Origin of the sequence: Cytobacillus dafuensis, from assembly GCF_007995155.1 — a bacterium.
Lineage (GTDB): Bacteria > Bacillota > Bacilli > Bacillales > Cytobacillaceae > Cytobacillus > Cytobacillus dafuensis.
In genome coordinates this window covers 2,222,667-2,249,365 of the sequence record NZ_CP042593.1, presented here as the reverse complement: position 1 = coordinate 2,249,365, position 26,699 = coordinate 2,222,667, and the positions used below count along the sequence as shown (strand labels likewise).

General features: G+C 35.7%; 22 protein-coding genes. 6 read left to right on the top strand and 16 right to left on the bottom strand.

What is annotated here, in order from left to right:
• Window positions 1–392: 392 nt before the first annotated feature.
• From FSZ17_RS10640 to FSZ17_RS10605, 7 genes are all read right to left on the bottom strand, one after another.
• Window positions 393–1,625 carry an MFS transporter gene (locus FSZ17_RS10640; RefSeq protein ID WP_057770078.1) on the bottom strand — a complete coding sequence of 411 codons (1,233 nt, stop codon included), beginning with the start codon at window positions 1,623–1,625 and terminating at the stop codon, window positions 393–395.
• Window positions 1,626–1,955: 330 nt separating this feature from the next.
• On the bottom strand, window positions 1,956–2,324 hold the full coding sequence (locus FSZ17_RS10635) for a hypothetical protein (protein WP_057770076.1): 369 nt from the start codon (window positions 2,322–2,324) through the stop codon (window positions 1,956–1,958).
• Window positions 2,325–2,533: 209 nt separating this feature from the next.
• On the bottom strand, window positions 2,534–3,409 hold the full coding sequence (sdaAA, locus tag FSZ17_RS10630) for an L-serine ammonia-lyase, iron-sulfur-dependent, subunit alpha (RefSeq protein ID WP_057770683.1): 876 nt from the start codon (window positions 3,407–3,409) through the stop codon (window positions 2,534–2,536).
• Between the two features lie 61 nt (window positions 3,410–3,470).
• Window positions 3,471–4,133 carry an L-serine ammonia-lyase, iron-sulfur-dependent subunit beta gene (sdaAB, locus tag FSZ17_RS10625; protein WP_057770074.1) on the bottom strand — a complete coding sequence of 221 codons (663 nt, stop codon included), beginning with the start codon at window positions 4,131–4,133 and terminating at the stop codon, window positions 3,471–3,473.
• A 45-nt stretch (window positions 4,134–4,178) separates the two neighbouring features.
• The gene (locus FSZ17_RS10620) at window positions 4,179–4,859 is read right to left on the bottom strand and encodes a helix-turn-helix transcriptional regulator (protein WP_228460315.1); all 681 of its coding nucleotides are present in this window, start codon (window positions 4,857–4,859) and stop codon (window positions 4,179–4,181) included.
• Between the two features lie 235 nt (window positions 4,860–5,094).
• On the bottom strand, window positions 5,095–5,328 hold the full coding sequence (locus tag FSZ17_RS10615) for a hypothetical protein (protein WP_057770070.1): 234 nt from the start codon (window positions 5,326–5,328) through the stop codon (window positions 5,095–5,097).
• Between the two features lie 304 nt (window positions 5,329–5,632).
• Window positions 5,633–7,579, bottom strand: a complete 1,947-nt coding sequence (locus FSZ17_RS10605) for a lipoteichoic acid synthase (RefSeq protein WP_057770681.1) — start codon at window positions 7,577–7,579, stop codon at window positions 5,633–5,635.
• 275 nt (window positions 7,580–7,854) lie between these two features.
• On the opposite strand from FSZ17_RS10605, the gene FSZ17_RS10600 reads away from it, so the two are divergent.
• Window positions 7,855–8,040: a hypothetical protein gene (locus tag FSZ17_RS10600; RefSeq protein WP_057770067.1), complete on the top strand. Its 186-nt coding sequence runs from the start codon at window positions 7,855–7,857 to the stop codon at window positions 8,038–8,040.
• A 143-nt stretch (window positions 8,041–8,183) separates the two neighbouring features.
• On the top strand, window positions 8,184–9,236 hold the full coding sequence (locus FSZ17_RS10595) for a M42 family metallopeptidase (protein ID WP_057770064.1): 1,053 nt from the start codon (window positions 8,184–8,186) through the stop codon (window positions 9,234–9,236).
• Window positions 9,237–9,550: 314 nt separating this feature from the next.
• On the opposite strand, the gene FSZ17_RS10590 is transcribed toward FSZ17_RS10595, so the two are convergent.
• The 8 genes from FSZ17_RS10590 to FSZ17_RS10555 form a co-directional block, all read right to left on the bottom strand.
• On the bottom strand, window positions 9,551–10,693 hold the full coding sequence (locus FSZ17_RS10590; RefSeq protein WP_082625208.1) for an MFS transporter: 1,143 nt from the start codon (window positions 10,691–10,693) through the stop codon (window positions 9,551–9,553).
• A 304-nt stretch (window positions 10,694–10,997) separates the two neighbouring features.
• Complete coding sequence (gene selB, locus FSZ17_RS10585; RefSeq protein ID WP_082625189.1) at window positions 10,998–12,893, bottom strand: selenocysteine-specific translation elongation factor; 1,896 nt, start codon at window positions 12,891–12,893, stop codon at window positions 10,998–11,000.
• Window positions 12,894–12,902: 9 nt separating this feature from the next.
• Complete coding sequence (locus FSZ17_RS10580; RefSeq protein ID WP_057770054.1) at window positions 12,903–13,622, bottom strand: YwaF family protein; 720 nt, start codon at window positions 13,620–13,622, stop codon at window positions 12,903–12,905.
• A 30-nt stretch (window positions 13,623–13,652) separates the two neighbouring features.
• On the bottom strand, window positions 13,653–14,345 hold the full coding sequence (locus FSZ17_RS10575) for a Dph6-related ATP pyrophosphatase (protein WP_057770050.1): 693 nt from the start codon (window positions 14,343–14,345) through the stop codon (window positions 13,653–13,655).
• A gap of 340 nt (window positions 14,346–14,685) precedes the next feature.
• The gene (locus FSZ17_RS10570; RefSeq protein WP_057770048.1) at window positions 14,686–17,817 is read right to left on the bottom strand and encodes an AAA family ATPase; all 3,132 of its coding nucleotides are present in this window, start codon (window positions 17,815–17,817) and stop codon (window positions 14,686–14,688) included.
• Entirely contained in the window at window positions 17,814–18,959 is a 1,146-nt protein-coding gene (locus FSZ17_RS10565; RefSeq protein ID WP_057770046.1) for an exonuclease SbcCD subunit D, read from the bottom strand. The genes FSZ17_RS10570 and FSZ17_RS10565 overlap by 4 nt, the downstream gene beginning before the upstream one ends.
• Before the next feature lie 193 nt (window positions 18,960–19,152).
• A complete protein-coding gene (locus FSZ17_RS10560; RefSeq protein WP_057770044.1) occupies window positions 19,153–19,353 on the bottom strand; it encodes a cold-shock protein in 201 nt (66 codons plus the stop codon).
• Between the two features lie 210 nt (window positions 19,354–19,563).
• Window positions 19,564–19,704, bottom strand: a complete 141-nt coding sequence (locus tag FSZ17_RS10555) for a YvrJ family protein (RefSeq protein WP_407643430.1) — start codon at window positions 19,702–19,704, stop codon at window positions 19,564–19,566.
• Window positions 19,705–20,210: 506 nt separating this feature from the next.
• Between FSZ17_RS10555 and FSZ17_RS10545 the strand changes: the two genes are divergently transcribed.
• Window positions 20,211–20,477: a phage holin family protein gene (locus FSZ17_RS10545; RefSeq protein ID WP_057770040.1), complete on the top strand. Its 267-nt coding sequence runs from the start codon at window positions 20,211–20,213 to the stop codon at window positions 20,475–20,477.
• A gap of 52 nt (window positions 20,478–20,529) precedes the next feature.
• Here FSZ17_RS10545 and FSZ17_RS10540 read toward each other — a convergent pair whose 3' ends face one another.
• On the bottom strand, window positions 20,530–22,221 hold the full coding sequence (locus FSZ17_RS10540) for a methyl-accepting chemotaxis protein (protein ID WP_057770038.1): 1,692 nt from the start codon (window positions 22,219–22,221) through the stop codon (window positions 20,530–20,532).
• Window positions 22,222–22,536: 315 nt separating this feature from the next.
• Between FSZ17_RS10540 and FSZ17_RS10535 the strand changes: the two genes are divergently transcribed.
• From FSZ17_RS10535 to FSZ17_RS10525, 3 genes are all read left to right on the top strand, one after another.
• Window positions 22,537–23,631 (top strand): CdaR family transcriptional regulator, encoded by a 1,095-nt coding sequence (locus FSZ17_RS10535; protein WP_057770036.1) that lies wholly within the window; start codon window positions 22,537–22,539, stop codon window positions 23,629–23,631.
• 107 nt (window positions 23,632–23,738) lie between these two features.
• Window positions 23,739–25,151, top strand: coding sequence for a glycolate oxidase subunit GlcD (gene glcD, locus FSZ17_RS10530; protein ID WP_057770034.1), 1,413 nt, complete (start codon window positions 23,739–23,741; stop codon window positions 25,149–25,151).
• A complete protein-coding gene (locus tag FSZ17_RS10525) occupies window positions 25,148–26,476 on the top strand; it encodes a (Fe-S)-binding protein (RefSeq protein ID WP_057770032.1) in 1,329 nt (442 codons plus the stop codon). The genes glcD and FSZ17_RS10525 overlap by 4 nt, the downstream gene beginning before the upstream one ends.
• Window positions 26,477–26,699: the final 223 nt, after the last annotated feature.

Genomic DNA, 26,699 nt, shown 5'->3' with positions numbered 1-26,699 from the left:
AAAAGTAAAAAGTCAATTAGTTTTCTGAAAATTTTTTATTTTTAAGCTATGATTATTAAATGGTAATAAAACAATATAATTTAATGGCTATGTTGAAGCTCAGTGTTGATAAAGCTATTTTGTTGTTGATTGGTGCGGAAGGCGCGAGATCCTCGAAAATGCATACGCATTTCCTTCGTGCGTTGTTTATTCGGGGAAGTTTATTCAACGTCCTGCGGGAGAAGGAGTCATAGGGAGACCCCGCAGGAGCGCTCTTCGACGAGGAGGCTTCCGGACCGCCCGCGATCGCTAAGTGCCTGCAGCGAAAATCAACAGAGAAGTTTAACATAATTAAAAAGACACCAGGAATCTGGCGTCTTTCTAACATCCGTATTTATGAAATTAATGAATTTTTAAATACTTTGATTTGAGTTGATTCTTTTCAAGTATATAAACATAAAAAAGAATAATATCGCACTTGAGCCCCTCAAAATAGTAGAAATAATCATTGCCGTATTAATATTGGTATACTCTAAAAGAAAGACACCAAATTGTGGTGCTATAAAAGCAACTAATGCTAACAAAATATTATAATTAGAAATACATAGACTACGGTTTTCTTCTTTCGTTACTTCCAATAGGTGATTAAATAAAAGCAATACCGTTCCCGATACAAACAATCCTGATGAAGCATTCACAATAACAAGATAAACTAAATTTGTTGATAGAATCGTTAAGAAAGGTGTGCTGGCCATTCCGAGTGAAACAAGTATAAGCATTTTTGCATTACTATGCTTGTCTGCCATTCTTCCCCACCAACTAAAACTGGCTATCTGAGCAATTTGATTGGAAACAGTAATTAAACTAATCCAAAAGGCTGTTGCACCTGCATACTTTATTTGATAAATGCTAAACAGTGACCATGCCATCTGCCATCCAAAATTAAAAAATAAACTACACACCAAAAAGTAAACAAATGGCTTATATTTAAAAACATGTAAACCCAATTGAAATTTCTTCTTATTTATTTCTCTATTTTTCCTGCGTTCTATATGTTTCATTAAATAATAAAATTCTACTAATCCAAATAAAAATGCAATAACAAATAATATTTGAAATGGAAGTGGATCACTTTTATCAAATTGCTGCAAAAGAAGCCCTATCAAAAAGGTAGCAATCATGCCAACGATCGTCATGATTTTATTCCGCTCACTAAAAAATCCACTTCTTCTTTGATCAGGTATAAGATCTCCGATCAAGGATTGCCAGCTTAAGTTCGCAAAAGAACCAGGCAGGTTCATTAATCCAACTAGCAGAACAAATGCCCAGCTCCGATATTCAGCAGGTAAAAAAATAACAAGAAACATGGCGATTAAAAACATACGGGCAAACAAAAAGGAATAAGCAGTAAATTTCTTTTTTTCTTCAAGTCTACTTAATACTATCGATCCTATTAACATTGCAAACATTCCAACAAATTGAGGCAAAGAGCTAATTAATCCTACTTGATAATTCGTTGCTCCAAGCACACTTATAGCAAACAGAGGAAAATAATTATTGCTAATATTTAAAATAATGGTGGTAGCTATTCCATTTCGAATGCTTAGCTTTTCATTAACTTTCGTAATACTAAATGACTGTCCCATTCGTGTCCTCTTCCTTTAAAGTTAACCATCTATTTCGAATATCTAAATAAATTCTTTAGTTATCATAATCCTAATTGAACTTGGATGCAATAGCTTTTCTAGTTATATATAAATGATTTTTTAAAACAAGGATATGTTAACTTCCCTGTTGATTTCCGCTGCAGACACTTAGCGATCGCGGGCGATCCGGAAGCCTCCTCGTCGCAATCGCGCCTTCTGCTCCAATCAACTACAAAATAGCATTTTCAACACTGAGATTTAACACAGCCAAAAAAAGAAGCCTCATGTATTAAAGGCTTCTTAAGTATTTTCTTAGCTATACGATGAATATCAACTTACTTTATTATTTTTTCCACCCAGCATTAAAATAGCCTCTTCATTCTTAGCAATCTTCGTTAATTGGGCATCAAGGCGCTGATTAATTACATGGAGCTCTTCATTAAATATTTTGATTGACGTTCCTTTTAAGAACTGAAAAAAGTCATTTAGTTCGTGTCTTTGATAGGATTCCACTTTTTCAACAATTTCCTTTATGTCAGTTAAGTCGATTTGGTTAACCTCTACTCTATGTTCAATGCTGTCAACTTTCTCCAAACGATCCAGTCTTCGCTCTAATATTTTTATATTTTGATTAATCTCATCTACTTGGATTTTAATATCATTAATGCCTTCTAGTATTTTCGTTAATATCTCCTCCATATTTATCGCTCCTTATTTTTATTATCTTCATAGTATCACCGTAAACCATTTTGAATCTGTGGATAATTATTTACAATTTTTCTTTTTCAAAAAGTATGTCGCAAATGTGAATATTGTTTTTCCAAATAAAAAAACCTGGATTGAACATTCCAGGTTAATCATTGGTATTCGATATGAAGTGCTTGGCGAATGCCGAGTTTTTATACAAATTATTTCTTTTCACCAAATATTTCTGCTTCTAAACGCCTTCCTGTTGGAGTTGCAGCTAGACCGCCTTCTGCTGTCTCTCTTAATGCTGACGGCATAGACTGTCCTATTAAAAACATCGCATGAATGACTTCATCACAAGGAATTCGGCTTGTGATTCCTGCTAGAGCCATATCCGCTGCTGTCATTGCATTGGAAGCACCCATTGCATTTCTCTTCACACAAGGAACTTCCACTAGACCAGCAACTGGGTCACATACGAGACCAAGCATATTTTTCAATGTAATCGCCATCGCTTCGGCTGCTTGTCTTGGCGTTCCGCCAGCAAGTTCAACAATTGAAGCTGCTGCCATTCCACTTGCAGAACCAACCTCTGCTTGACATCCTCCTGCTGCTCCTGAAATAGAAGCATTGTTTGCAACAACAAACCCAAATGCTGCAGATGTAAATAAGAATTCAATCATTTCCATTCGAGTTGGATTTAAAACATCCTTCACAGCAAATAATGTACCTGGGACTACACCTGCAGAACCTGCTGTAGGTGTTGCACAGATCGTTCCCATCGCTGCATTAACTTCATTAGTTGCAACAGCTTTACTAACTGCATCTAACAGAATATTACCTGATAATGCCTTGCCACTTTTAATATATTTTTGAAGAAGTACTGCATCTCCTCCAGTTAAACCAGAGACAGATGTTACACCATTTAACCCACGCTCAACTGCTTGTTCCATAACTGTTAAATTTCGGTCCATTTTAGCAATAATTTCTTCTCGAGTGAGTCCGGATACTTCTATTTCCTGTTGAATCATGATTTCAGCGATTTTTACCTGTTTACTCTCAGCTAATTCAACAAGTTCTGCCACATTTCTAAACATCATATATTTACACCCCTAATCTAGGCTGTTAAAATAGAAACTTTTTTGAGCTATCGCATTTCTACTCAACCATTCTAATTATTTGAGTAACATTTGGAACCTTTTCTATTTCTCGAATCACATCTTGATGTATCTTTTGATCTACTTCAATAACCATAAGTGCCATTTTTCCCTTTTCTTTACGTGAAACTTCCATATGTCCAATATTTATTTGATGTTGTGCTAGTATATGAGTTACTGCTGAGATGACACCAAATTGATCATTATGCACGACAAGGATGGCTGGATGCTCTCCAGATAATTTGAGTTTAAACGAATTCAGTTCGGTAATTTCAATCGTACCTCCGCCAATTGATATTCCGACCACTTCCAAATCACCTTTATCATCATATAAATTAATTCGAACAGTATTCGGATGATCTGGGACCATCTCCTCAACTGAGAACACAACTTCCATTCCAGCTTCCTCAGCAAGTTCTAATGACTTAGGAATTCTTTCATCAAACGTATCAAAATCCAAAATTCCACCTACAATAGCAACGTCAGTACCGTGGCCTTTATATGTTTTGGCAAAGGATCCATATAAAGAAATCACAGCTTTTTTTGGAAGCCGGTTAAATAAAGTTCTAGCAACCCGGCCAATTCTTGCTGCACCCGCAGTATGCGAACTGGATGGGCCAATCATAACTGGACCAATAATATCAAATGCAGATCTATATTTCATGTCTATTGCTCCTTATTATTGTTTTTTGGCAAACGTAAAATTCTTCTAATGTTCTACGAACTCTTCTGTTTGAAACTCATTTATCGTTCTTATTTTTTGCAAATAATTGTAGACGGTAAATTTGGATACTCCGAGGACTGATGCTACATAATCAGTAGCCCCTTTTATTAGAAATGTTCCCTTTTCCTCTAGCTGACGAACACATTCTACCTTCTCCTCTAAACTCATTAAGGAAGGTGCTTTTTTAAATCCATCTAATACCTGATCTACCATTCCGTGAATCACTTCTTGAACAGATGTAAAGAAGTTTTCCGATTTTGTGTGCTGGTCATCGAATTTTATAAATTCTTCAATTTCTCCCCCAAATTGCATTAAAAGACTAATATCATAATTAATGCATAGGGCACCAATCACCTTGCCTTCATGATCCCGTAGAAAAATGGTGGCAGATTTCATAATATTTCCCTTATTAGACTGTGTTTTATAACTAGGAATATCTTCTATGTCCTTTTTTTTCTTTGCAAGCTCATTAAGCACTAGATCAGTAATTGGAGATCCGATTTTTCTTTCGGTAACACACCCTGCAAGATGAATAAGTGATTTTTTTAAATCTGCAAAATCGTGAACGGCAACCTCACAGCGAGAACCAAACATTTTTACAAGCATATCGGCTGTGCGTATTGCTAAATCAAAAATCGGTCGATGGTATTCCTTCAACTCATACACATCCTTTACGATCTAATCATTTAAACTACTTATCTTTTTATATATTTTATCACAAATATTAGACAGTTAAAATAATATTTTAATAGTTACAAAAATATTGTAAGTTATTTTAAATAACAAATTATGGCCAAATTAAAAGGATTGAGCCCTGTGAAAAACAGTGTCCAATCCTTGGTAGATGTTTAAAAATTTGTCCAACTTTTTTGTTTACTTCATTTAGCTGTGGTAAATCAATTTACACATTTTTTAATATTAAGGATAATCGATTAATTCGTTCCAGTTTTTCTTCTTCTGAAGATAAATCAAATTTTTTCAAAAGATGAAAGACTTCATTTAATAAATCTTGAGTATGCTCTTTTTCAAAGAAAAGAGTAAATAACGGCTTTAAATCGTCTGGTAAATATTCCTTTTGTTGTTCGAATTTTTGGATAACGTCATCATGAGTATGATCCAATTTACACTCACTCATTTTATCTCCCCCTTTATTTAGTAGGACTATATTTATTCTACAATGAAAAACGATAATTAACTAATGTTGGAGAGGTGATATAATTGTTAAACAATTCATTTGTAATGGCAAAAACACAAAAAGAGCGAAGAAAATTCTTCGCTCTCAAGTTTATCGCAGATTAACGGGCAGTAAGACCCCCATTTCAAGGTTGCGAGAGAATCAAAGAAACCTAAATGGGGGATCAACTGCCCGTAAATGCCCGATTGGTTCAACTAACCATCAGTGGGAGATGAAAGACCCCCCCACTGATGGAAGTTTCACTTTATTCATCCGCACCTTGTTCAGTTCCAATTTCATTACTTGACTCATCTTCATTTTTAATATACTGATAATCATCCCGATTTATTGGAACAAATCCTTCAGGCTTATAGAAGCGAAGTAAGTCTTTGTAGACAATGTTATCCGACATTTGTAATTCAAGCTTAGCTTTTTCTGATAAATGCGCACAGCTTGCACCTTCAACTTCCTCGCCAGTTTCATTTAAATAACATTTATCATCTACTTGTGTAAATTCTGGTGAAACGAAATCCCCATTACGGAAAGGAACGACTTCACGATGGTTTTTAGATAATAAATCAGAACCAATTTCTAAATAATCTTTTGTATCAATTCCCAACAAATGTAATAAGGTTGGTCTTACATCAACTTGCCCGCCAATTTGATGCTGTACTCCGCCTTCTACACCTGGGACATGAATAAATACAGGTACTCTCTGCAAGTTTCTTGCATATTCAAATGGAGTTACTTCTTTCCCAATAATTTCAGCCATTGCGTCATTATGATTTTCAGAAATACCATAATGATCCCCATACATAACAACTACAGTATTATCATACAAACCAGATTTCTTAAGATCATTAAAAAATTGTTCTAGGGCCTGATCCATATAATTAGCAGATTGGAAGTATTGATTTACAACCTTATCATCTGTTTCTGCAACTGGAAAATCGGTATCCCCTTCATCCATTCCAAATGGGTGGTGATTTGAAAGTGTAATAAATTTTGTATAGAAAGGCTGAGGCAGACTTTCTAATAATGGCATGGATTCTGCAAAAAATGGTTTATCCTTCAAGCCGTAATTTTTTGTATCTTCTTCATTCATATTATAGTACTCAGCATCGAAAAACTTATCATAACCGATTGTACGGTACATTTCATTGCGGTTCCAGAAAGTTTTATAATTTCCATGGAATGCCGCCGAAGTATAACCTTGTGTTTTCAAAATTGCTGGTGTAGCCTGTAAAGTATTCTGAGCCTTATTTACAAAAACAGCACCTTGTGACATCGGATACAATGAATTATCCATCATAAATTCTGCATCAGATGTTTTACCCTGCCCTGTTTGGTTAATAATATTATCAAAATAAAAGGTTTTACCATCATGTGCTAAAGAATTTAGGAATGGTGTAACCTCTTGACCATTAAGCTGGTAATCTATGAGAAAGGTTTGGAATGATTCCATTGATATAAAAATCACATTTTTTCCTTTTGCTTTCCCAAAGTATTTTGGATCAGGTTCAGCATAATTTGCCTTAATATAGTTCTCTACCTCAGTAGTATCATTTGAGTCTGCTAATGCTCTTTGACTAGCTGATTTCGCATTTTGAATCGTATCGTAAATTGTGAAATTATAAGTACCTAAGTACTTCACAAGATAGTTTCGGTCAAAAGAACGTGTTAATAATTGTGGACGATCAATTTCAGCAAGGCCAAGATTGATGATAAAAGTCAATACTCCCGCTGCAATAATAAATGCCGCAGGCTTTCTGCTAACAGTTTTACTAGGGTTGTACCATTTCTTAATAACAAAAATTAATAACAGAATGGTATCAATAAAGTAAAAAACATCAAATGGAGACATTAATGCAAGCGTGCTTTCCCCTAATTGTCCCGCATTCGATTTCGTTGACATAACTACAGGAACTGTAATAAAGTCGCTAAAAAAACGGTAATATACGATATTCGCATATAATACAAACGACATTAAAAAGTTTATTACAAATAGTAATACCGATTGAAGCCGACCTTTAAAAAATAAAGCCACGCCCAAAAATACCAAAACGGAACTAAGTGGATTAATAAACAATAGAAATTCTTGAAGTTTATTATCTATCCCTAGATTAAATTCAATTCGATAAGCTGCATACGTTTTTATCCATAGAAGAACAGCAAACAATAAGAAAATCTTTAAATTTTTTTCTTTAAACATATTTAAATTAAAAAGTTTTTTCACAATTCACACCTCTTGGTTGATAAAAATCAGAAAAACTTAGCGGTTGCTAAGTTTAAGTAAATTTATTATTTATATTAAGATTTTATTAAGGTGATGGACTTAACATAATATATCACAAATAAAAAAAAAATAAAACAAATATGCATCAGATAAATTTAGTAATATTTCCACAAATTTCTCTATTTATTTTGGACAAATAGGTAAGCACTTCCCTTTTAATAACATAAATTGTTTAAAAGGAGGGATGATAAATGCAAGCGTTAGCATTGCTCTATTTAGCTTGTATACTGGCTGGCTTTGCTTTAGCAAATATACCAACATCAGTTGTCATAACTGCAGGGATTGCCAATGTTCTTACCATTGTTGGCGGAATCGTCATAATCGTCTTTGTTTTAGCTCTACTCTACCTCGGAGTCAAGTCCTTTATTAAGAAATAATCTAACAAAGGAGATCATTTTTCGATCTCCTTTTTACTAAATTGGAGAACTCATCGATTTTCTATAAATATTTATTTATAGCTTGTCCGCAAAGAGGTATAATTTAGGAGAATGAAAAATTTCCCAAGAGAGGAGTTTTTAATATGGCATATCCAAGTACAGATGAGACACTCCAATTATTATCCGAGCTTGTTTCCATTCCAAGCCCATCAGGTAATACTAATGAAGTGATTTCGTTTGTTGAGAAATATTTGCAGGAACATCATGTCGAAACGAAAAGAAATCGAAAAGGAGGTTTAATTGCTACGATAAAAGGCAAGGACGATTACAATCATCGCATGCTAACTGCGCATGTTGATACATTAGGTGCAATTGTGAAAGAAATTAAACCAACTGGAAGGCTTAAATTAGACCTCATTGGAGGTTTTAAATATAACTCTATAGAAGGCGAGTATTGTGAAATTGAAACTTCTATAGGAAAGAAATATACAGGAACGATTTTAATGCATCAAACATCCGTGCATGTTTATAAGGATGCGGGTAAGGCAGAAAGAAACCAGGAGAATATGGAAGTCCGATTAGATGAAGTTGTACATAATTCAGAGGATGTTAGAGCTTTAGGCATTGAAGTAGGTGATTTTGTTTCTTTTGATCCAAGAGTGCAAATAACGCCTTCTGGCTTCATTAAATCACGTCATCTTGATGATAAGGCAAGTGTAGCGATCCTTCTGTCATTAATTAAACAGATAAAATTAGAAAAATTAGAGCTCCCTTATACTACCCATTTCCTTATCTCTAATAATGAAGAAATCGGCTATGGCGGAAACTCTAATATTACACCAGAAACGGTCGAATATTTGGCTGTAGATATGGGGGCAATAGGAGACGGACAGTCTACAGATGAATTTACAGTATCTATTTGTGTAAAAGATGCAAGTGGACCATATCATTTTGAATTGAGAAAAAAGCTTGTCCAACTTGCGATTGATAATGAAATTGGTTATAAACTTGATATATATCCTTATTATGGATCTGATGCATCTGCAGCAATCCGCTCTGGCCATGATATTGTTCATGGATTAGTAGGTCCTGGTATTGATTCTTCCCACGCTTTTGAAAGAACTCATAAATCTTCTATTGAAAATACGGCTAAATTACTATATCATTACGTGCAAAGTGAAATGGTAAATATATAATAATACAAGCCTCCTAATTGGAGGCTTTCTTCATTATAGGCTATGTTAAGCTTCCCTGTTGATTTCCGCTGCAGGCACTTAGCGATTGCGGGCGGTCCGGAAGCCTCCTCGTCGAAGAGCGCTCCTGCGGGGTCTCCCTTTGACTCGCTTCTCCCGCAGGTCATAGAATAAGCTTCCTAGAACAATCACCGCACGAAGGGAATGCGTTAGCATTTTCGAGGATCTCGCGCCTGCAGCGAGAATCATCAACAAATTAGCATTATCAACACTGAGCTATAACACAGCCTTATTTTAAAATAAAATTCTTTTCTCTTCTATTTTAGTTCGATTTGACGCGTTTCCCGGCCAAAGAGGGCAAGTACCACAACCCCAATGACGATGCTTGCGCAAAATATACCAAAAATCAATCCAATTGAAATTCCCGCAGTAACAAGTGAGCCAACTAGAAGTGGTCCAAGAATTCCACCCACTCGTCCGATAGCTGCGGCCATTCCGGAGCCAGTTCCGCGAATTTCGGATGGATATTGTTCCGGTGTATATGCATACAAGGCACCCCATGCTCCTAGATTAAAGAATGACAATAAGATCCCTGCTGTGATGAGGACAAATGTCGTTTCTGCATTGCCAAAAACAAGTGCCGAGCCAGCTGTACCGAGTAAATAAGTAACAAGAACAAATTTTCGTCCCATACGTTCAATTAACCAAGCAGCTGTAAAATAACCTGGCAGCTGAGCGAGTGTCATAATCAGAACGTATTCAAAGCTTTGAATCATACTAAATCCTTTCATGACCATGACACTCGGTAGCCATAGAAACATGCCATAGTATGAAAAAACCACGGTGAACCAGACCATCCAAAGCACGAATGTGGAACGAGCATTGTTTTTCGACCAAACATCACGAACATTTTGTCCGATCGAACGTTTTTTACCTCTCTTCGGTGAAAACGCTGGTGAGTCTGGTAAGTTGAGACGTAAATAAATTGCATAAAAGGCAGGAAGTGCGCCCAATACGAGTGCGATTTGCCAGCCAAATGATGGAATTACAAAATATGAAATAAGTGCAGCAATTAACCAGCCGAACGCCCAAAAGCTCTCAAGCAAAACTACAACCCGTCCACGATCTTTAGCTGGTACACTTTCGGAAACGAGTGTAGAAGCAACTGGCAATTCTCCCCCAAGCCCCATACCAACAAAAAAACGAAGAATAAGAAAAGCTGTAAATGTTGTCGTGAGTGCAGAAAAACCACTTGCAAGTGAAAACATGAGCAAAGTAATAATAAAAATATTTTTTCGGCCAATACGATCAGCCCACAGTCCAAAAAGGAGAGCGCCAACAGCCATCCCGATTGAGTTAATACTACCAATCCAGCCCATTTGTTCCGGAGTCAACCCCCAATCTGTTTTAAGAGCTGCGATAATAAACGACAGCATACCGACATCCATTGCATCAAACATCCATCCAAGTCCAGCGATGCCAAGCAGCTTCCTTTGAGAAATTGGTTTCTCTACCACCCTACTACCCCTCCTGTCTTGACAGTTGTCATTACCAGTTTACTATAGACTGATCCGATAGAAAAAACAAGAACTTTTTTTAAAATAAACATTATTTTGTTTCAATCATCGCAACTGCATTTATGGGATTTCCAAAAAAATAAACCAAGCCCCATTTTTCGAGGCTTGGTTTAAAGCTAAGTAAAGATAAAATATTTCAATCTGGAAGGGTTAGAAACCCCTTTTGATTCCCTGTGTTTCTTGCATATTAATTAGATCTACTATTCTGCCAAACTCTTTTATTTTCTACTCTTTTTGTTAAGCCTAATACATCTAGTCTCTCTAAGAATGGAATCATATATTTACGAGAAAGCCCGAGTATCTCTTTTGCATCCCCAACCTCAAACTCTGAACCTGTTCCTTTCTTTAATCTTTCCACTGCACTTCGGAAAAGATCTCCATGATAGTAATATTGTTCATCAAGTGATACGATTTCACCTTGTTCGACTAAAAAACGTTTTATATCAGGCACTAAATCGTTCGGGATTCCTGCACTCTTTAAATAATCATTTAAAAAGTTAACTTTTAATTCATCAGCCTTAAGTGCTGAAAGCATATTCTCTATTCTTGTCTTCCAATTATTTGGAACATGCGGGGAAAAATCTGCTAGGAACACAAATTGATCCTTCTTATTAAAAATAGCCTCAATAATTCCTTGGTCTAATACAAAGTCAAGTAGTCTTTTTGGATAAAGATTCTGCATTGATTGTAGCAATTCCGCTTTATTTAAACCTTGCTTCATTGGATTTGTATTATGATAATCCCTCAAACGATCATATATTTCTTCGATTATTAAATCTTTGATAGATTGCAGTGAATATTCATCTGCATCATACTTCAGAAAAACTTTTTCAGATAAGCAATTTTGCAGCTCATATTCATCAATGGAAGTTCTAGTCATTAACTCTGATAAAGAAAGACTTTTCGCCTCCACTAATGCAGCAATCACTCTATCTTTTGGAGTTCCTTCTTTTTTCTTTTCTAAATCTTCTACCGTTTGATTACCAAACTTATATTTCTCCCCTCTAGGGTCTATTACCCAACCTCCACCAATCGTTTCCTGTGGACTAGGGCGTCTTAATATAAATCGATCTCCTCGTTTCGTAACGATTTCTTCTTCCAAACGAATTTGACAGAGAACTTCTTCATTTTCTTCCTTTAATTCATTACGATCAAAAAATACAATTCGACCCATAACTTCAGAGGTTCCGATATGACATTTAATCGGCATCCTTTGTTTAACCATGTATTCCAAATCACCTGCAACTTTTAGGACTACATCAATTGTACGCGTAACGATAAAATGTTCTGAAGAGACTAGCACATCCCCTCTTTCCAAATCTTCTTTTGCGATACCAGACAAATTAATAGCTGTTCTTTGACCAGCAAAAGCACTCTTTGCTGGCTGATGATGAACTTGCAGCTGACGTGCCCGTGTCTCTAACCTTTTTGGTAAAACCATTAAAGATTGTCCTTCCTCTACCGAACCTTCATACACAGTCCCTCGAATAACCGTCCCCTGTCCCTTTACAGTAAAGACTTGATCGATTGGCAGACGAAAAGCTCCTCTTACATCTCTAGTGTCTTGCTCCTTAAGATATTGAACAATTCGGGCTTTCAGCTCATCTACACCTTTATTCTTAATGCTATCAACAAGTATAAATGGGGCTTTTTCAAAAACAGTTCCTTTTAGTTCCTCTAAAATGTCTTCCTTTACTAAATCTATAAACTCATCTTCAACACGATCAATTTTAGTTACGGCTACGATGCCACTTTGAATTCCTAAAAGCTCTAAAATATGTAAATGCTCTCTTGTTTGTGGCATGACTCCTTCATCCGCAGCAACAACAAGAACGACTAAATCAATCCCAGCGACTCCTGCAATCATTTGTCGAATAAATCTTTCATGACCTGGGACATCTACAACAGAAATCTGAATCTCATGATCTTCATATAATGGTGCAAAACCAAGCTCAATGGAAATTTGCCTTTCTTTTTCTTCTTTTAGCCTATCCGTATCTATATTTGTTAGCGCTTTCGTTAGCGTTGTTTTACCATGATCAATATGACCGGCCATTCCAATCGTGAAAAATCTTTTTCTCAAAACTACCACCTACTTCTGTATCAATTTCATTAATACTTTATCGCATATCAAAAACAGTAAGAAGAACATAATCAAAGCCGATACTTCCAATGCAAATATATAAAAAGGAAATGGACCAAAATAATCTAGTAAAGATCCATTCGTCGGTTTAGAGGCAAGAAACATATAATTTCCATTTGTAATTTTATTTGCAATGTAAGCACATATCGCACTCAAATTTAGAAATAAGAATGAATACAACACGCCTCTTCTTGTTGGTGCTAATTGATGGATAAACAAAAAATATAAGCAGGTCCAAATAATCAGTATGTGTGTAATAAAAAATTGAAAATACCGAAAATGCGGAAACCCTAGAAACAGTTCTGGAGTCAGAATCGCCATGAATGCTCCAGATATTCCTATGAAAAACACAATCTGAAATATTAGTTTAGATTGTGTAAATAAAAGAAGAAGACATAAAATAAGGCTTAAGGAACAAAGCTGAAGAGGCAATGTAAAGGAAATATCCCAATATCCATCTTTATACAGCCAAATATGATACAAAGCCTCAAAAAGAAATAAACTAACAAACATAATAATTCTTGCAGTCTTGTCATGTTTTCTTAAAAAATCTCTAAAATAAAAAATTAATACTGAGCCTATGATTAGCACAAAAATCATAAAAAAATGGTACAAAGAATACGGTAAAAATGGAAAAGGATCGTATTCATGGCCAAAAAAATTGTGCATAGAATAAATACCTCATTTTATGAATGATTTTTAACCATTTAATGTTTCTTTTTGCTTAAGCTCATAATGTAGAAACTCCAACTTCTTTGTCGTCTCTAATGATATGATTTCTGGTTGTGTTAGAACTATTTTTTTGTTAAACAATGGGCCATCAAATACAAATGTATGGTATTCTCCAGACTCACCCATAGGACATATTTCTTTCATTTTTATATCATCTAAAAAAGTGAAATCAAGACGTTTTCCAAGCCATGAATCATCCAAAATATCTTCACGTACGCGAATAACTACTGCTTGGTAGCCTGATTCAATAAAGGTTTGAAGTGCCTGAAGAGCATCTTCTTTTTTTCCCCACAATGGATATATTGCTTCAAGATTGGCAGATTCCGCTACCTTCTCTCCCCATTCTCTGTGACCCTCTAAGTACAAATCACCGAATGCAATGCCATCAAGACCATACTCTTCTTTAATCCTCTTTAATACGGTCTCAAAACTTAAGGTATAATCTTCAAATGTGCATGAAATAAATTCAACCGGAATATTTAATGCTTCACCTTGAAGCTTCACTAAGGACATTTTTTCCCCATGCCCAAAGGTTCTTCCAATTTCCCTTGGAACAGTTGTAATGAAACATGCTACTTCAATTCCTTTTCCCTTCAAAACATCAAGTGCCATACAGCTATCTTTACCGCCACTCCATGATAGAGCAACTCTCTTATTCATACTAATCATCCTTATTCTGTATAAAGTGAAATTTCCATCAGTGGGGGTTTTCGACGCACAGGACTTGCTAGTGCCGACGTTGCCACAGGACGTGGCGTTCTTAGTCGGCCTTCATCCCCTACTGATGGTTAGTTGAACCAATCACGCTCAAAACGCCACGTCCTGTGGCTTTCGCCTGACTAGGACATCGTGTCCGTCGTCGGGCCTTTACGGGCAGTTGATCCCCCACTTACTCTTCTTTGTATACGCGAATCCTTGAGGTGGGGGTCTTACTGCCCGTTAATCTGCGATAAATATATGAAATACTTGGCATTTGTCGTCAAAGTTCTGAACATACTAATTAGCTGAATTGAAACTCTGTCCGACTTCCTCTTTGACTAGCATATACTTCAAGGCGAGCATCAATTCTTTCCTTCAGCTCAGGAACATGAGAAATAATCCCAACCAGTCTTCCACTGCTTTGTATTTCCATTAAAGCTTCAATTGCTTGCTCTAATGATTCTGGATCCAGTGTTCCAAACCCTTCATCAATAAACATCGTTTCCAATGAAACCCCTCCTGCATATTGCTGAACAACATCAGCTAAACCTAATGCAAGGGCGAGTGCCGCTTTAAAGCTCTCTCCTCCAGAAAGAGTTTTCACATGTCGTTCCTGACCTGTATACTGATCGAGAACGAGCAATTCTAATCCGCTTTGAACATTTCCTTTTGACCGATCCGTTTTCCGTAGTAATTCATATCTGCCACTCGTCATTTTTCTTAATCTGCCATTCGCTTCACGTAATATATCATCTAAAAAAGCTGCTAAGACAAATCGTTCAAATGTAATACGATACGTATTTTGACCTTTGGTAATTTCGTAAAGATGACCTACAATTTTGTATTTTTCTTCTAACTCTTTAATTTGATCATTAATATTAGTTATTTTCACAACAATTTCTTCATTATTTCTTTTCTTTATAAATAGATTCGTATATTCTTCCTGTAACTGACTGATATGCTTTTCAATCTCTTTAAAGGCATCATTAAGTTTTTCTAAATCTGGCTTCTCCACATCTTTCAAAAACTTAGAAAGCTCTTCATACCGATCATTAACTGATCGGACCTCTTCTCGATAGTTCCTTAATGAATTCTCAAGCATTTGTATTTCTTGCTCTGATTTTTTAGCTCCATTGAATTCACTGTATGATTCAAATCCTTGATTCTTCATCCTTTGAACAAAAGCTTCTCTTTCAATTGCTAGTTCTTCTTTCTTTTTTGCTGCATGTTTTTCTATTATTTCGCATTTAGCTTTCTCAGAAAGAAATTTATCCTTTGTATCCTGAAAGTTTTGAGTTGCTGCTTCAAATCTTTTAACAAGATTATCATGCTTTTTTAACACATTGTGTAGGCGTTCTTCAAAAGCTTCAATCGAACGGAGCTCGACAGGAATTTTTTCTGTCATTCTAGTTAAATTTGTTTTCTTTTCGGTGTAAAGAATAGTTGATTCATTTATTTGATCAGATAGTTTTTGAAGCTTTAAAGAATATGTCTCTTTATTTTTCTCCATATGCTCTAGTTCATTCAAACATAAAGGCAATCTTTTTATTCTATTTGAAAGTGTGCTTTGAACCTTAGCATAATCATTGTGTTCTATGACTATTAAACCTTTTACGACTGAAAGATTTTCTTGAGTCAGATCAGCACGCTGTTTCCGAATATCCTCCAAAAGTGAATGTAATGCATCCTGTAAAGAGCGAACATTCGATTGCGATTCATAGTAAGTCGATTCAGCCTTTGCCTTTTCCTTTTCTAGCTCTTCTAACTGCTTTTTTGCTGATTTTATGTCTTTATCATTTGGGATAATTTCTGATAGTTCTGCTGGATTCGGATGGTGCAAAGAGCCACAAACAGAGCAAGCCTCCCCTTCTAGAAGTTTGCTTGCAAGTATACCAGCTTGTCCATTTAGCCATTTTTGTTCTAAATGTTCTATCGTTTTTTTGGCATCTTCTAGACGTATTGAGATATTCTCAAGATACCCTTTTCTTTGATTAAAATGATTATTTTCTTCTTCATATTTTGCTTTTAGCACTTCAAATTTGTCGAATCTAATCATTTCCTCTTCAATTTTTTCTATTTTACGTGCATTTTCTAATAACGTAAAATTGTCTTTCTCCAGTTGTTGTTTTTCTTCTTGAAGTAAAATCAATGATTGTTCCGATCTGATCAAGAATTCCGCTATCTGCGCTTTCTCTTGATTCAATGCTTCAAGCTTTTTTCCTATCTCATGTGCTTCGTTGTTAACCTTTGAAAAGGATTGAATATCCTCTCTCATATTTTGAAGCATACCAATTTCATCTGCTAGATCTTTCTTTTCGTTTTCCCGACCTTTTTCTTCCTCTAGCTTTACTTCCTGTTCATTTAATTGAACACTTAGAGACGATAGATTTGTTTGTAATACAGCAAGCTCTTGATTCGAAGCATCTAGCTCCTTTTTCAAGTGATGACAGAGCTCTTCCTGTTGAGCCAGAACTGCCGCTTTTTGAGCAAGAATAATAAGTTTTTCAACTTGAGAAAAGTATTCCTTTTCTCCTTCAAGCTTAGCCTTTTTTAATACCAAATCTTCCTTTGCCATAAGCTGTTTTACTATTGCTTCGGCTTCGTATAATTTCTGCTGAAGACTGTCTCTATTTTCTTGTTTCTCTTTCAGTTTATTTGCAAACTGTGTAAGTTCTTCTTCCATCAAATTAATTTCAGATTTTAAGAGAGGCATAATAATATTGTCATTAATACTGCCAGCATCCAAATATGATTGTAATTCTTCATTAAAAAGAGCTTGAATTTGCTGAATGGACTGATTTCGGCTTTCTATTTGGGTATCGACCGTTCTTTTTAATTCCACAGCATTTTCCTTTAGCTTTTCTTCAATCCTCTTATATATTTGCGTATGGAATAAGCGCTGTAATATGACTTCCTTTTCTTTACTTTCCGAAGTTAGGAGTTTTCTAAATTCCCCTTGAGGAATCATTAGAATTTGCCTAAATTGGTTGCTATCTATAATCATAATTTCTTTAATTTTTTCATCAACATCACGAATATTTGCAGCAAGCAGCTGTTTGTCACCGTTCTCATCATAAATATATAATTCTGCTTTTGCACTTATCGTTGTGTACCCTTCGCCCCGGTCCTTTTTCTTTTCTTGCTGTGGGGATCTAGTAATAAAATATGTTTTGTTTCTTAAAGCAAATTCAAGAGAAACCTCTGTCAATAAATCATTCTTAGCAAATTGACTTCTTAAATCAGGCCCATTTCGATCCTCACCGCTTGCTTTTCCGTAAATGGCATAACTAATTCCATCAAAAATAGTCGTTTTTCCTGAGCCCGTTTTACCTGATATAACGAACATTGTCCTGTTTCCAAGCTTTGTAAAATCAATCTGCTCTGTACTTGCATACGGACCAAATGCCTGCATCGTTAACTTTAACGGCCTCATTTCATCGCTTCCTCCTTCAATACATTCTTTATTACATCTGACATAACATCTATTTTTTCATCTGTGAATTCAGAAGTTGTCATTTCTTGATAAAAATGCTTAAACAGTTCGATCTCAGATTTTTTCTCTTCTTTAACAGATGTAAAAAATTGCTTCTTCTTTTTGTCGATATTTTCTATTTTTCGTTCAAGATGAAGAACATTTGGGTAAATTTGTCTAAGCTTATTGATCGGATCAATTAAAGCTCCTTCATCATGCAAGATAATTTTTATATAATCTTCCAAATTTTTCTTTTCATAAAAACCCGGATCCAATATTTCATCTAGATATCCCTCAATTTCACGCATATCTTTTTTCGGAGTGAGTGAGCGAGAACGGATATCGAGTTTACCTTTTTCATCAATTTCAATTATTGATACTGACTTTTCTTGCTTTGCTTCCGAAAAGGAGTATTTAAGAAGCGATCCTGAATACCTCACTTTTTCATGTTTAATCGCATCTGGACTATGTAAATGTCCTAGGGCTGTATAGGAAAATGGTTCAAACAAATCTGCACTTACACAACCAGAACCACCAACTGATAGAGTTCGTTCCGATTCACTTGTTTTTCCACCAAGAACAAAAGCATGACCAACAAATACATTTGGTTCATTGGGATTCAATGAATCTTCAATTTTTCCAATTACAGATTTCATGGCTTCCTGATGTGTATGGATTGTATCATCACCAAACAGTTGACGAACTATGCTTGGTTCCGCATAAGGTACTAGGTAAAAATTTACACCATTTATTTGTACAGGATGAATATCTATTTCTAGCTTTCCGGAAAGATAAAACTGACTTTGCCTATACCAAGAGCTCCCAAAAGAGAGCCTTTCAGCACTATCATGATTTCCGCCAATCGCAACAATTGGCGTCTTCAGTTCAACATTGATCTTGAACAATATTTCATTCAATAATTCAACAGCATCTGTCGGGGGAACAGAACGATCATATAAATCCCCAGCAATCACCACAGCATCGGGCTTTTCTTCCTCTACTAATTGAATAAATTTATCAAGAAAATAACGCTGATCCTCTGTCATATATATTCCATGAACAAGCTTACCCAAATGCCAATCTGCTGTATGGATAAATTTCATAGCATTCACCCTCGTTTCAACTCATTTAATACATTACTACTATTATATCAAACATAGACACCAAATAGAGGAACGTTCGTTCTCAAATTGCTTATTATATTGGAATTTTGTCAAAAAATCTTAATATAGTCTTGAAGCAAATAAAAAACAGCCTGGTCAAAAGACCAGACTGTTCAAATATTGTAATTATCAATTATATTTTATTTACGTTAGCAGCTTGAGGTCCACGAGCTCCTTCAACAACTTCGAAAGATACTTCTTGACCTTCTTCTAATGATTTGAAGCCTTCAGTTTGGATAGCAGAGTAATGTACGAATACATCGTTTCCGTCTTCACCTTCGATGAATCCGAAACCTTTTTCAGCGTTAAACCATTTAACTTTACCATTTTTCATGAAAAAAATCCTCCTATTGGCCTTAAGGAAGCCATGTGTTAATTCACCATTTACAACGATTATAGCTTTCACTCATCATTACTCATCCAAACTATATGATGCTTTGGAAATATCAGCTTGCAAAAATATAATACGATGCAGAACGGCTGATTTAAATTTAGCATTATTGGAATTGAAAGTCAATATGATGCGATTTTGTTGGATATGATATCATTCTTTAAGGCGATCAGGAAGTACCTGTATCGAATTCACCACTACATCAAGTTTTGCTTCTATTCGATGAAGCAGAAATAGCGTGACAACGATAGGAAAGCCGACCTCGCTTATGAATGGTAGAAGTTCCTCCATCATCTGCACTCCTTTCTAAATTTTTTTATTATTAAGCTTTGTTAAAGCTCAATGTTGATAATGCTATTTTTGTTGTTGATTGGAGCGGAAGGCGCGAGACTCCTGCGGGAGAAGCGAGTCAAAGGGAGACCCCGCAGTAGCGATAGCTACGAGGAGGCTTCCGGACCGCCCGCGGAAAGCGAGTGGCTGCAGCGGAAATCAACTGGGAAGTTTACCATAGCCAATTATTAAAAAGTATTATTACAATAATTCACATTCTAAATTTCACCATCTCGAATTACTAATCTAGTTATAGGTATACCCATTTCATCCACCTCCCTTCAATTCTTATATATGGATAAGATGAAAAAAAGGACATGGTGAATTTGGGAATTCAATATTTATCTGCACTAGCAAAAAAGAATATATATATTCATAAATTTTTTTCTCATTGGATAGGAAACAAAACAAGCAAAATGAAGCTCACAAACATTAAATATTAGTAATAAAAAGAAATGGGGGTGAAAAATATGAATTTATTAGAGTATTTAAATCAAAATTATTTAATGCTTGTTCCAGCTCTATGGGTTTTAGGATTTGCTTTGAAACAAACTCCAGCAATTCCTAATTGGATGATAATTTGGGTACTTCTCTTTGTCTCTATTACAGTTGGTAGTTTGACTTTTGGTTTTTCTTATGAGGGACTCATTAATGGGATAACTGCTGCTGGGGTTGCAGTTTTAGGACACCAAATGGTGAAACAAGCATTGCTTGGCTCCGGATCTAGAAAAAAATAAAAATGAACAATAAAAAGCACTAACCGACTGGTTAGTGCTTCTATGTTGGAATCTAAATTTTAAAATGGGATACAACAGATTGCAATTCTTCTGCAAGGTTTGCTAGAGCGGTCGCAGAAGTTGAAACCTCCTCCATTGTAGCAAGTTGTTCTTCAGTTGCAGCAGAAGCTTCCTGCGTAGCAGCCACACTTTTTTCAGCTATCTCTCTTACATTTGTAATTTCAGAAATGATTTGATCACTGATTGTTAATAGCTTACCTAATGCTGAAGATACAATTTCAACCTTATTCGTTACATTCCCCATTGCTTGAGCAATTTGCGAAAAGGCAAAATTTGCTTCCTCTGTTTCTTTAAGTCCTTCATAAACTTGTTTATTTCCTTCTTCCATAACATTCACTGACTTAGAAGTTTCTAATTGAATCATTTCAAGCATTTGCTTAATTTGATCCGCTGAATTTTTTGACTCCTCAGCAAGTTTTCGGACTTCATCAGCAACGACTGCAAAGCCTTTCCCATGCTCACCTGCTCTGGCTGCTTCAATAGCTGCATTTAAAGCCAAAAGATTGGTTTGGTCAGCGATACTTGTAATAATACCAATAATATTACTAATTTCATTGGATCTAATCTCTAATCCTTGAATGGAACTAGTAGCATTACTAACTGTTCGGTTAATTTCATTAATTTGCTTAACTACATTTTCAACCGATTGGAGCCCATTATTAGTTAGACCATTTGCATGCTTTGTTACTTCCTTCATTTCTTCACTGCTCGATGTAATTTCTTTAATACTTGCAGCCATTTCACCTATTGATGTCGATACTGAACGAAAGCTAAAAAGCTGTTGTTCAATATCTGTAGCATTTTGTTGAGAAATTTGGGCAACTTGCTCTGAAGCAAGTGAACTTTGACCAGCACTTGCAGCTAATTCCTCACTGCTAGAAGAAACAAGAACAGAAGTCTCTCTAACCTGCCCAACTACCTTACGTAAATCATAGAGCATTTTATTAAGGGACTGAATTAAAGATCCAATCTCATCCTTATTTTTTATTTTTATTTTCCCTATATTTAATTCACCTTTAGCCACTCGATCAATCGCATTAGAGGCTACTATGATGGGGTTTGTTATCATTTTGCTAATGAAATACGCAATAGTAAATGCCAATATAAAAGCAATTATATTAAATATGAGCACGAATAATTTTGCTTCTTCAACATTTTTAGATGTACTATTACTGTATGCAATTAATTGTTCTTCATTGTAAGTAATAAGTTTATTAGCTACTTGATCGAATTCTTTCCCTATCTCCTTAGCTGAGGTATGCACTATTTTCATATATTCAGCTTCATTTTCTTCCATTTTGAACTTGATAGCATCATTAGCACTTTTCTCGAATTCCTTATGTAAGTCATTAAGCCTATTTATTAAATCATTATTCTCATTACCTTTTGAAGTTTTGACCAATTCTTCTAATTGCTGATTCAATCTTTTACTCGCCATATCATAATCAGACAAATAGGTTGATTCCCCAGAAAGTAAATATCCTCTAATCCCATTTGATTCGGCCATGATGTCCTCTTTTACATTTTTCAAAAGAAGAAGCTTCTTTACCTTATCTTCTATTAGATCAGAGTACTCATTATTCATCTTATTTAGTTCATAATTAGATATCACACCATACAAGGCAAATAATAGAAGTACAGAAACAAATCCAAATAAAAGCTTTTTTCCTACGGTAAATCTCATTTTTCTTCCCCATTTCATGCAGTGATACACTCATATTTATATATTACCATAATTCCTATACAAATGGGGAAAATTACCTATTTTTCTTTTATTAAAAAGGCCGTTCACCAAATGATGAACGGCAAATGTAGTTCACACTAACCTAAGGGAGGAGATCTTCTATACTATATTATTAAAAAGATTCCATTTAGCTTGGACAACCTCATCCGCTAATTCATTATTTTATAAAAATATTTAATTAATTCTTACAATGTCATTATTTCGGTAATTGTTAATGCTAAAATAGATATAATTCATTTATTTAGAGGTGCAAAAATGCTTTTACCTTCATTAGCAAAAAAAATTGTCATCGAAGTACGAAAACTTTTAGATGAGGATATCATCATTGTTGATACATCTGGCATTATCATCTCCAGCACTGACAACTCAAGACTTGGAAACTTTCATGAAGGTGCACTTTTATCCATAATGGAAAGAAAAAATGTGATTATTACAAAAGAAATGGAAATTACATTAAAAGGGGTAAAAGCTGGCATAAATTTACCCGTCTTTTTTCAACAAAAGGTTGTATGTGTTATTGGAATAACAGGGGATCCAGAGAAAGTCTCACAATATGGGGAACTATTAAAAAAAATGACAGAGCTATTCGTCCAAGAAAGCTATTATGCCGAACAAATCGAATGGACCTCAAGAGCGCTTGAAGCATTTGTCTTTGATTGGTTACAGGACAAGACCTGGACTTCTGAGTTTTATAATCGAGCATCCATACTTGGAATAAACCTAAATGTTGATCGCCAATTAATATTAGGAAGCTTTGATAACCTCCCCACAATGACTGAAAGAGAGCTATGGAACCAGCTGAAACAAAGACAGCACACAGATAAAAATAATATTTATATAAGATGGGGCAATAATCGGTTCTTATTTTTACTTACTCCTCAGAAGAAACATGCCTTATTAGATTATCTCAAGCATTTAAAAACTCAAATGGAAACAAATTTCTCCGTCAATATCTATTTCGGTGTTGGGAAAGCAGTAAAACCTAATAATGTAAGAGAATCATTTAATCAAGCTGATAGAGCGTTAACTGTAGCCCAAAAAACGAATTCGACCATATTTGAAGAAGATTTAAAAATAGAAATGTTATTACAAGAGGTAAGTGAAAAAACAAAAAGAGAGTTTGTGCAACGAACCATCGGAAAACTTACTTCAGAAAAAGATTTAATTGAAACTTTATATGCATATATACAAGAAAATCAATCGATAAAAAATACAGCTGAATTGCTTCACATACATATAAATACCCTACATTATCGCTTAAAAAGAATTGAAGAGCTGACGAATCTTAATCCAAAGGATTTCCAAAGCTTAGTAACACTCCATCTCTCCTTGCTTCTATTAGAGGAATAAACAAAAAATACCTATTTATTTGATTCATCTTTGTATGTTTCACCATAGTAAAGGCTCCTTTATTTTCATATTCTTATAAATAATTAGTTTAAAAGGAGGCCTAAAACATGATCTCAATTGAAGCTCGTCAAAAATTAATTGAAATTGTCGGTCCTGAAAATTTCGATGACACAAAAGTGGGTCTACTCGTATACTCTTATGATGCAACTCCCCAATTTCAAGCAATGCCAGAAGCAGTCATTGCCCCTCGAAATACGGAGGAGATTTCAAAGGTACTTAAACTTTGTAATGAATATAAAATCCCTATCGTTCCTAGGGGTTCAGGAACAAACCTTTGCGCAGGAACATGCCCTACTGAAGGTGGTATTGTACTTCTTTTTAAGCATCTAAATAAGATTCTTGAAATTGATGAAGAAAACCTTACTGTTACTGTACAGCCAGGTGTAATCACTCTTGATTTAACGATAGCTGTGGAAGAGAAAGGTTTATTTTATCCACCAGATCCCAGCTCAATGAAAATCTCGACGATTGGGGGTAATATTAATGAGAATTCAGGTGGACTTCGCGGATTTAAATACGGCGTGACAAGAGATTATGTTTTGGCTCTAGAGATAGTACTAGCGAACGGCGAGATAATTCGCACCGGAGGTAAACTCGCAAAGGATGTTGCTGGGTATGATTTAACACGTTTATTTGTCGGCTCAGAAGGAACATTGGGAATCATTACAGAAGCAACGCTGAAGCTGATCCCTAAGCCTGAAACAAAGAAAACGATTTTAGCACATTATATTGATCTTGAAGCTGCAGCAAAATCTGTTTCAAAAATTATTGCCAGCAAAATTATCCCAACAACACTTGAATTTCTTGACCAACCAACTTTAGAAGCTGTTGAAGCTTTTGCACAAATAGGTCTGCCAACAGATGCTAAAGCAGTTCTTCTTATCGAACAAGACGGACCAGCTGAAATAGTTGCAAAGGATATCGAACGAATAATCGAAATATGCAAATCTGAAAATGCTGTATCTGTAGAAGCTGCGAAAACGGAAGAAGAAGCAGAAGCACTTCGAACCGCACGTCGAGCTGCACTCTCTGCACTAGCTCGCTTACGTCCGACGACTATTCTAGAAGACGCGACTGTCCCTCGTTCTGAAATTGCCAGAATGGTTAAAGCAATCAATGAAATTGCTGAGAAATATAAGCTTTGGATCTGTACTTTTGGTCATGCAGGAGATGGAAATCTGCATCCGACTTGTTTAACCGATACGAGAAACAAAGAAGAAATTGAAAGGGTTGAGAAAGCATTTGAAGAAATTTTTGCAAAAGCGATTGAGTTAGGTGGTACGATTACAGGCGAGCACGGGGTTGGAGTTATGAAAGCTCCCTATCTAGAAATGAAGCTTGGCCAAGCGGGGATTGCTGCCATGCAAGCTATTAAATCAAGCCTTGATCCAAACAATATTATGAATCCTGGTAAAATATTCGCAAAAGAGACTCGGAAGCGTGTGGTGGTCTCAAAATGAGTACATTAAAGGAAAAACAGTTAATTCAAGCAGAATTTAAAAAGCGCATGGATGAAAACGAACTCCTAAACTGTATGCGGTGCGGATTTTGTTTGCCCACTTGTCCTACTTATATTGAATCAGGGTTTCAGGAATCTCATTCTCCTCGTGGACGTATTGCTCTAATGAAGGCTGTCGTTGATGGATTAATTGAACCGGATGAGGATTTTGAACGATCGCTAAATATGTGTCTCGGATGCCGAGCATGCGAACCGGTATGTCCTTCTGGTGTCAATTATGGCCATCTCCTCGAAGAAGCCCGAGATATTATTAACCAAAACAAAAAGCATTCTTTTTCAGCAAAACTAGTTCGAAATACGGTTTTTAAAGGTTTATTTCCATATCAGAGCCGTATGCGTACTATGACAAGTCTATTAAGCATTTACCAGCAAACAGGTATACAGAAAATCGTCCAGAAAAGCGGCATGTTAAAGCTTTTTCCAGAGAGCCTTACAACAATGGAGAAAATTCTTCCCAAGGTCCCAAATAGTAAAGAAATGAGACAGCGTCCAGACCAACTCGAACCACTTGGTGTAAAAAAGAAAAAAGTTGCTTTTTTCTCTGGTTGTTTAATGGATACAATGTTCATGAAAACAAATGACGCAACAATGAAGCTCCTGCAGATTGTTGGTTGTGAAATTGTCATTCCAAAAACACAAACCTGCTGCGGAGCACTACATGCTCATAGCGGTGAGAAAAATGACGCTAAAGAGCTTGCTAAAAAGAATATATCCGCATTTGAAGAAACAGATGTAGATTATATTATTACAAACGCTGGTGGCTGCGGCGCATTTCTTATCGATTATGACCACTTACTAAAAGATGATCCTAATTGGTCAGATCGAGCTATTGCATTTTCAAAGAAACTGAAAGACATTTCTTCTATTTTAGTAGAACTAGATTTTCATAAAAAGGAGCTCTCCCTCCCTTCACAAATCATTACGTATCAGGATTCATGTCATTTGCGCAACGTCATGAAGACCACTGCTGAGCCTCGAATGCTTCTGAAAGCAATACAAGGTTCAACCTATATCGAAATGAAAAACGCCGAAAGCTGCTGTGGCTCTGCTGGCATCTATAATATTGTCGAATCAGAAATGTCTATGAAAATATTAGATACGAAAATGGTGAATGTGAAAGAAGCGAACGCAAAAACGATCGTCACAGCCAATCCAGGCTGCCTTTTGCAAATGAAGCTTGGGATTGAGCGTGAGGGACTTACAAGAAACATGAGAGCTGTTCATATTGTAGATTTACTATTAGAAGCTGTTGGAGAAAACAGTTGAAATTCATGCCTTAGGTGAAGAACCTAAGGTTTTTTTGTTCTTAGTATTGTATAAATATTTTAAGGCATTGCCGAATTGACAATGCCTTTTGTCCTTCACATTTGATAAGTACTAATAATTGTAAATCTAAGCAAGAAGTGCTGTACCGTTTAGATTCCTCATTGAAATCCCCTCTCACTCGTATTAACAGGGACATTACCATCCTGCTTCTATTAAATAGTAT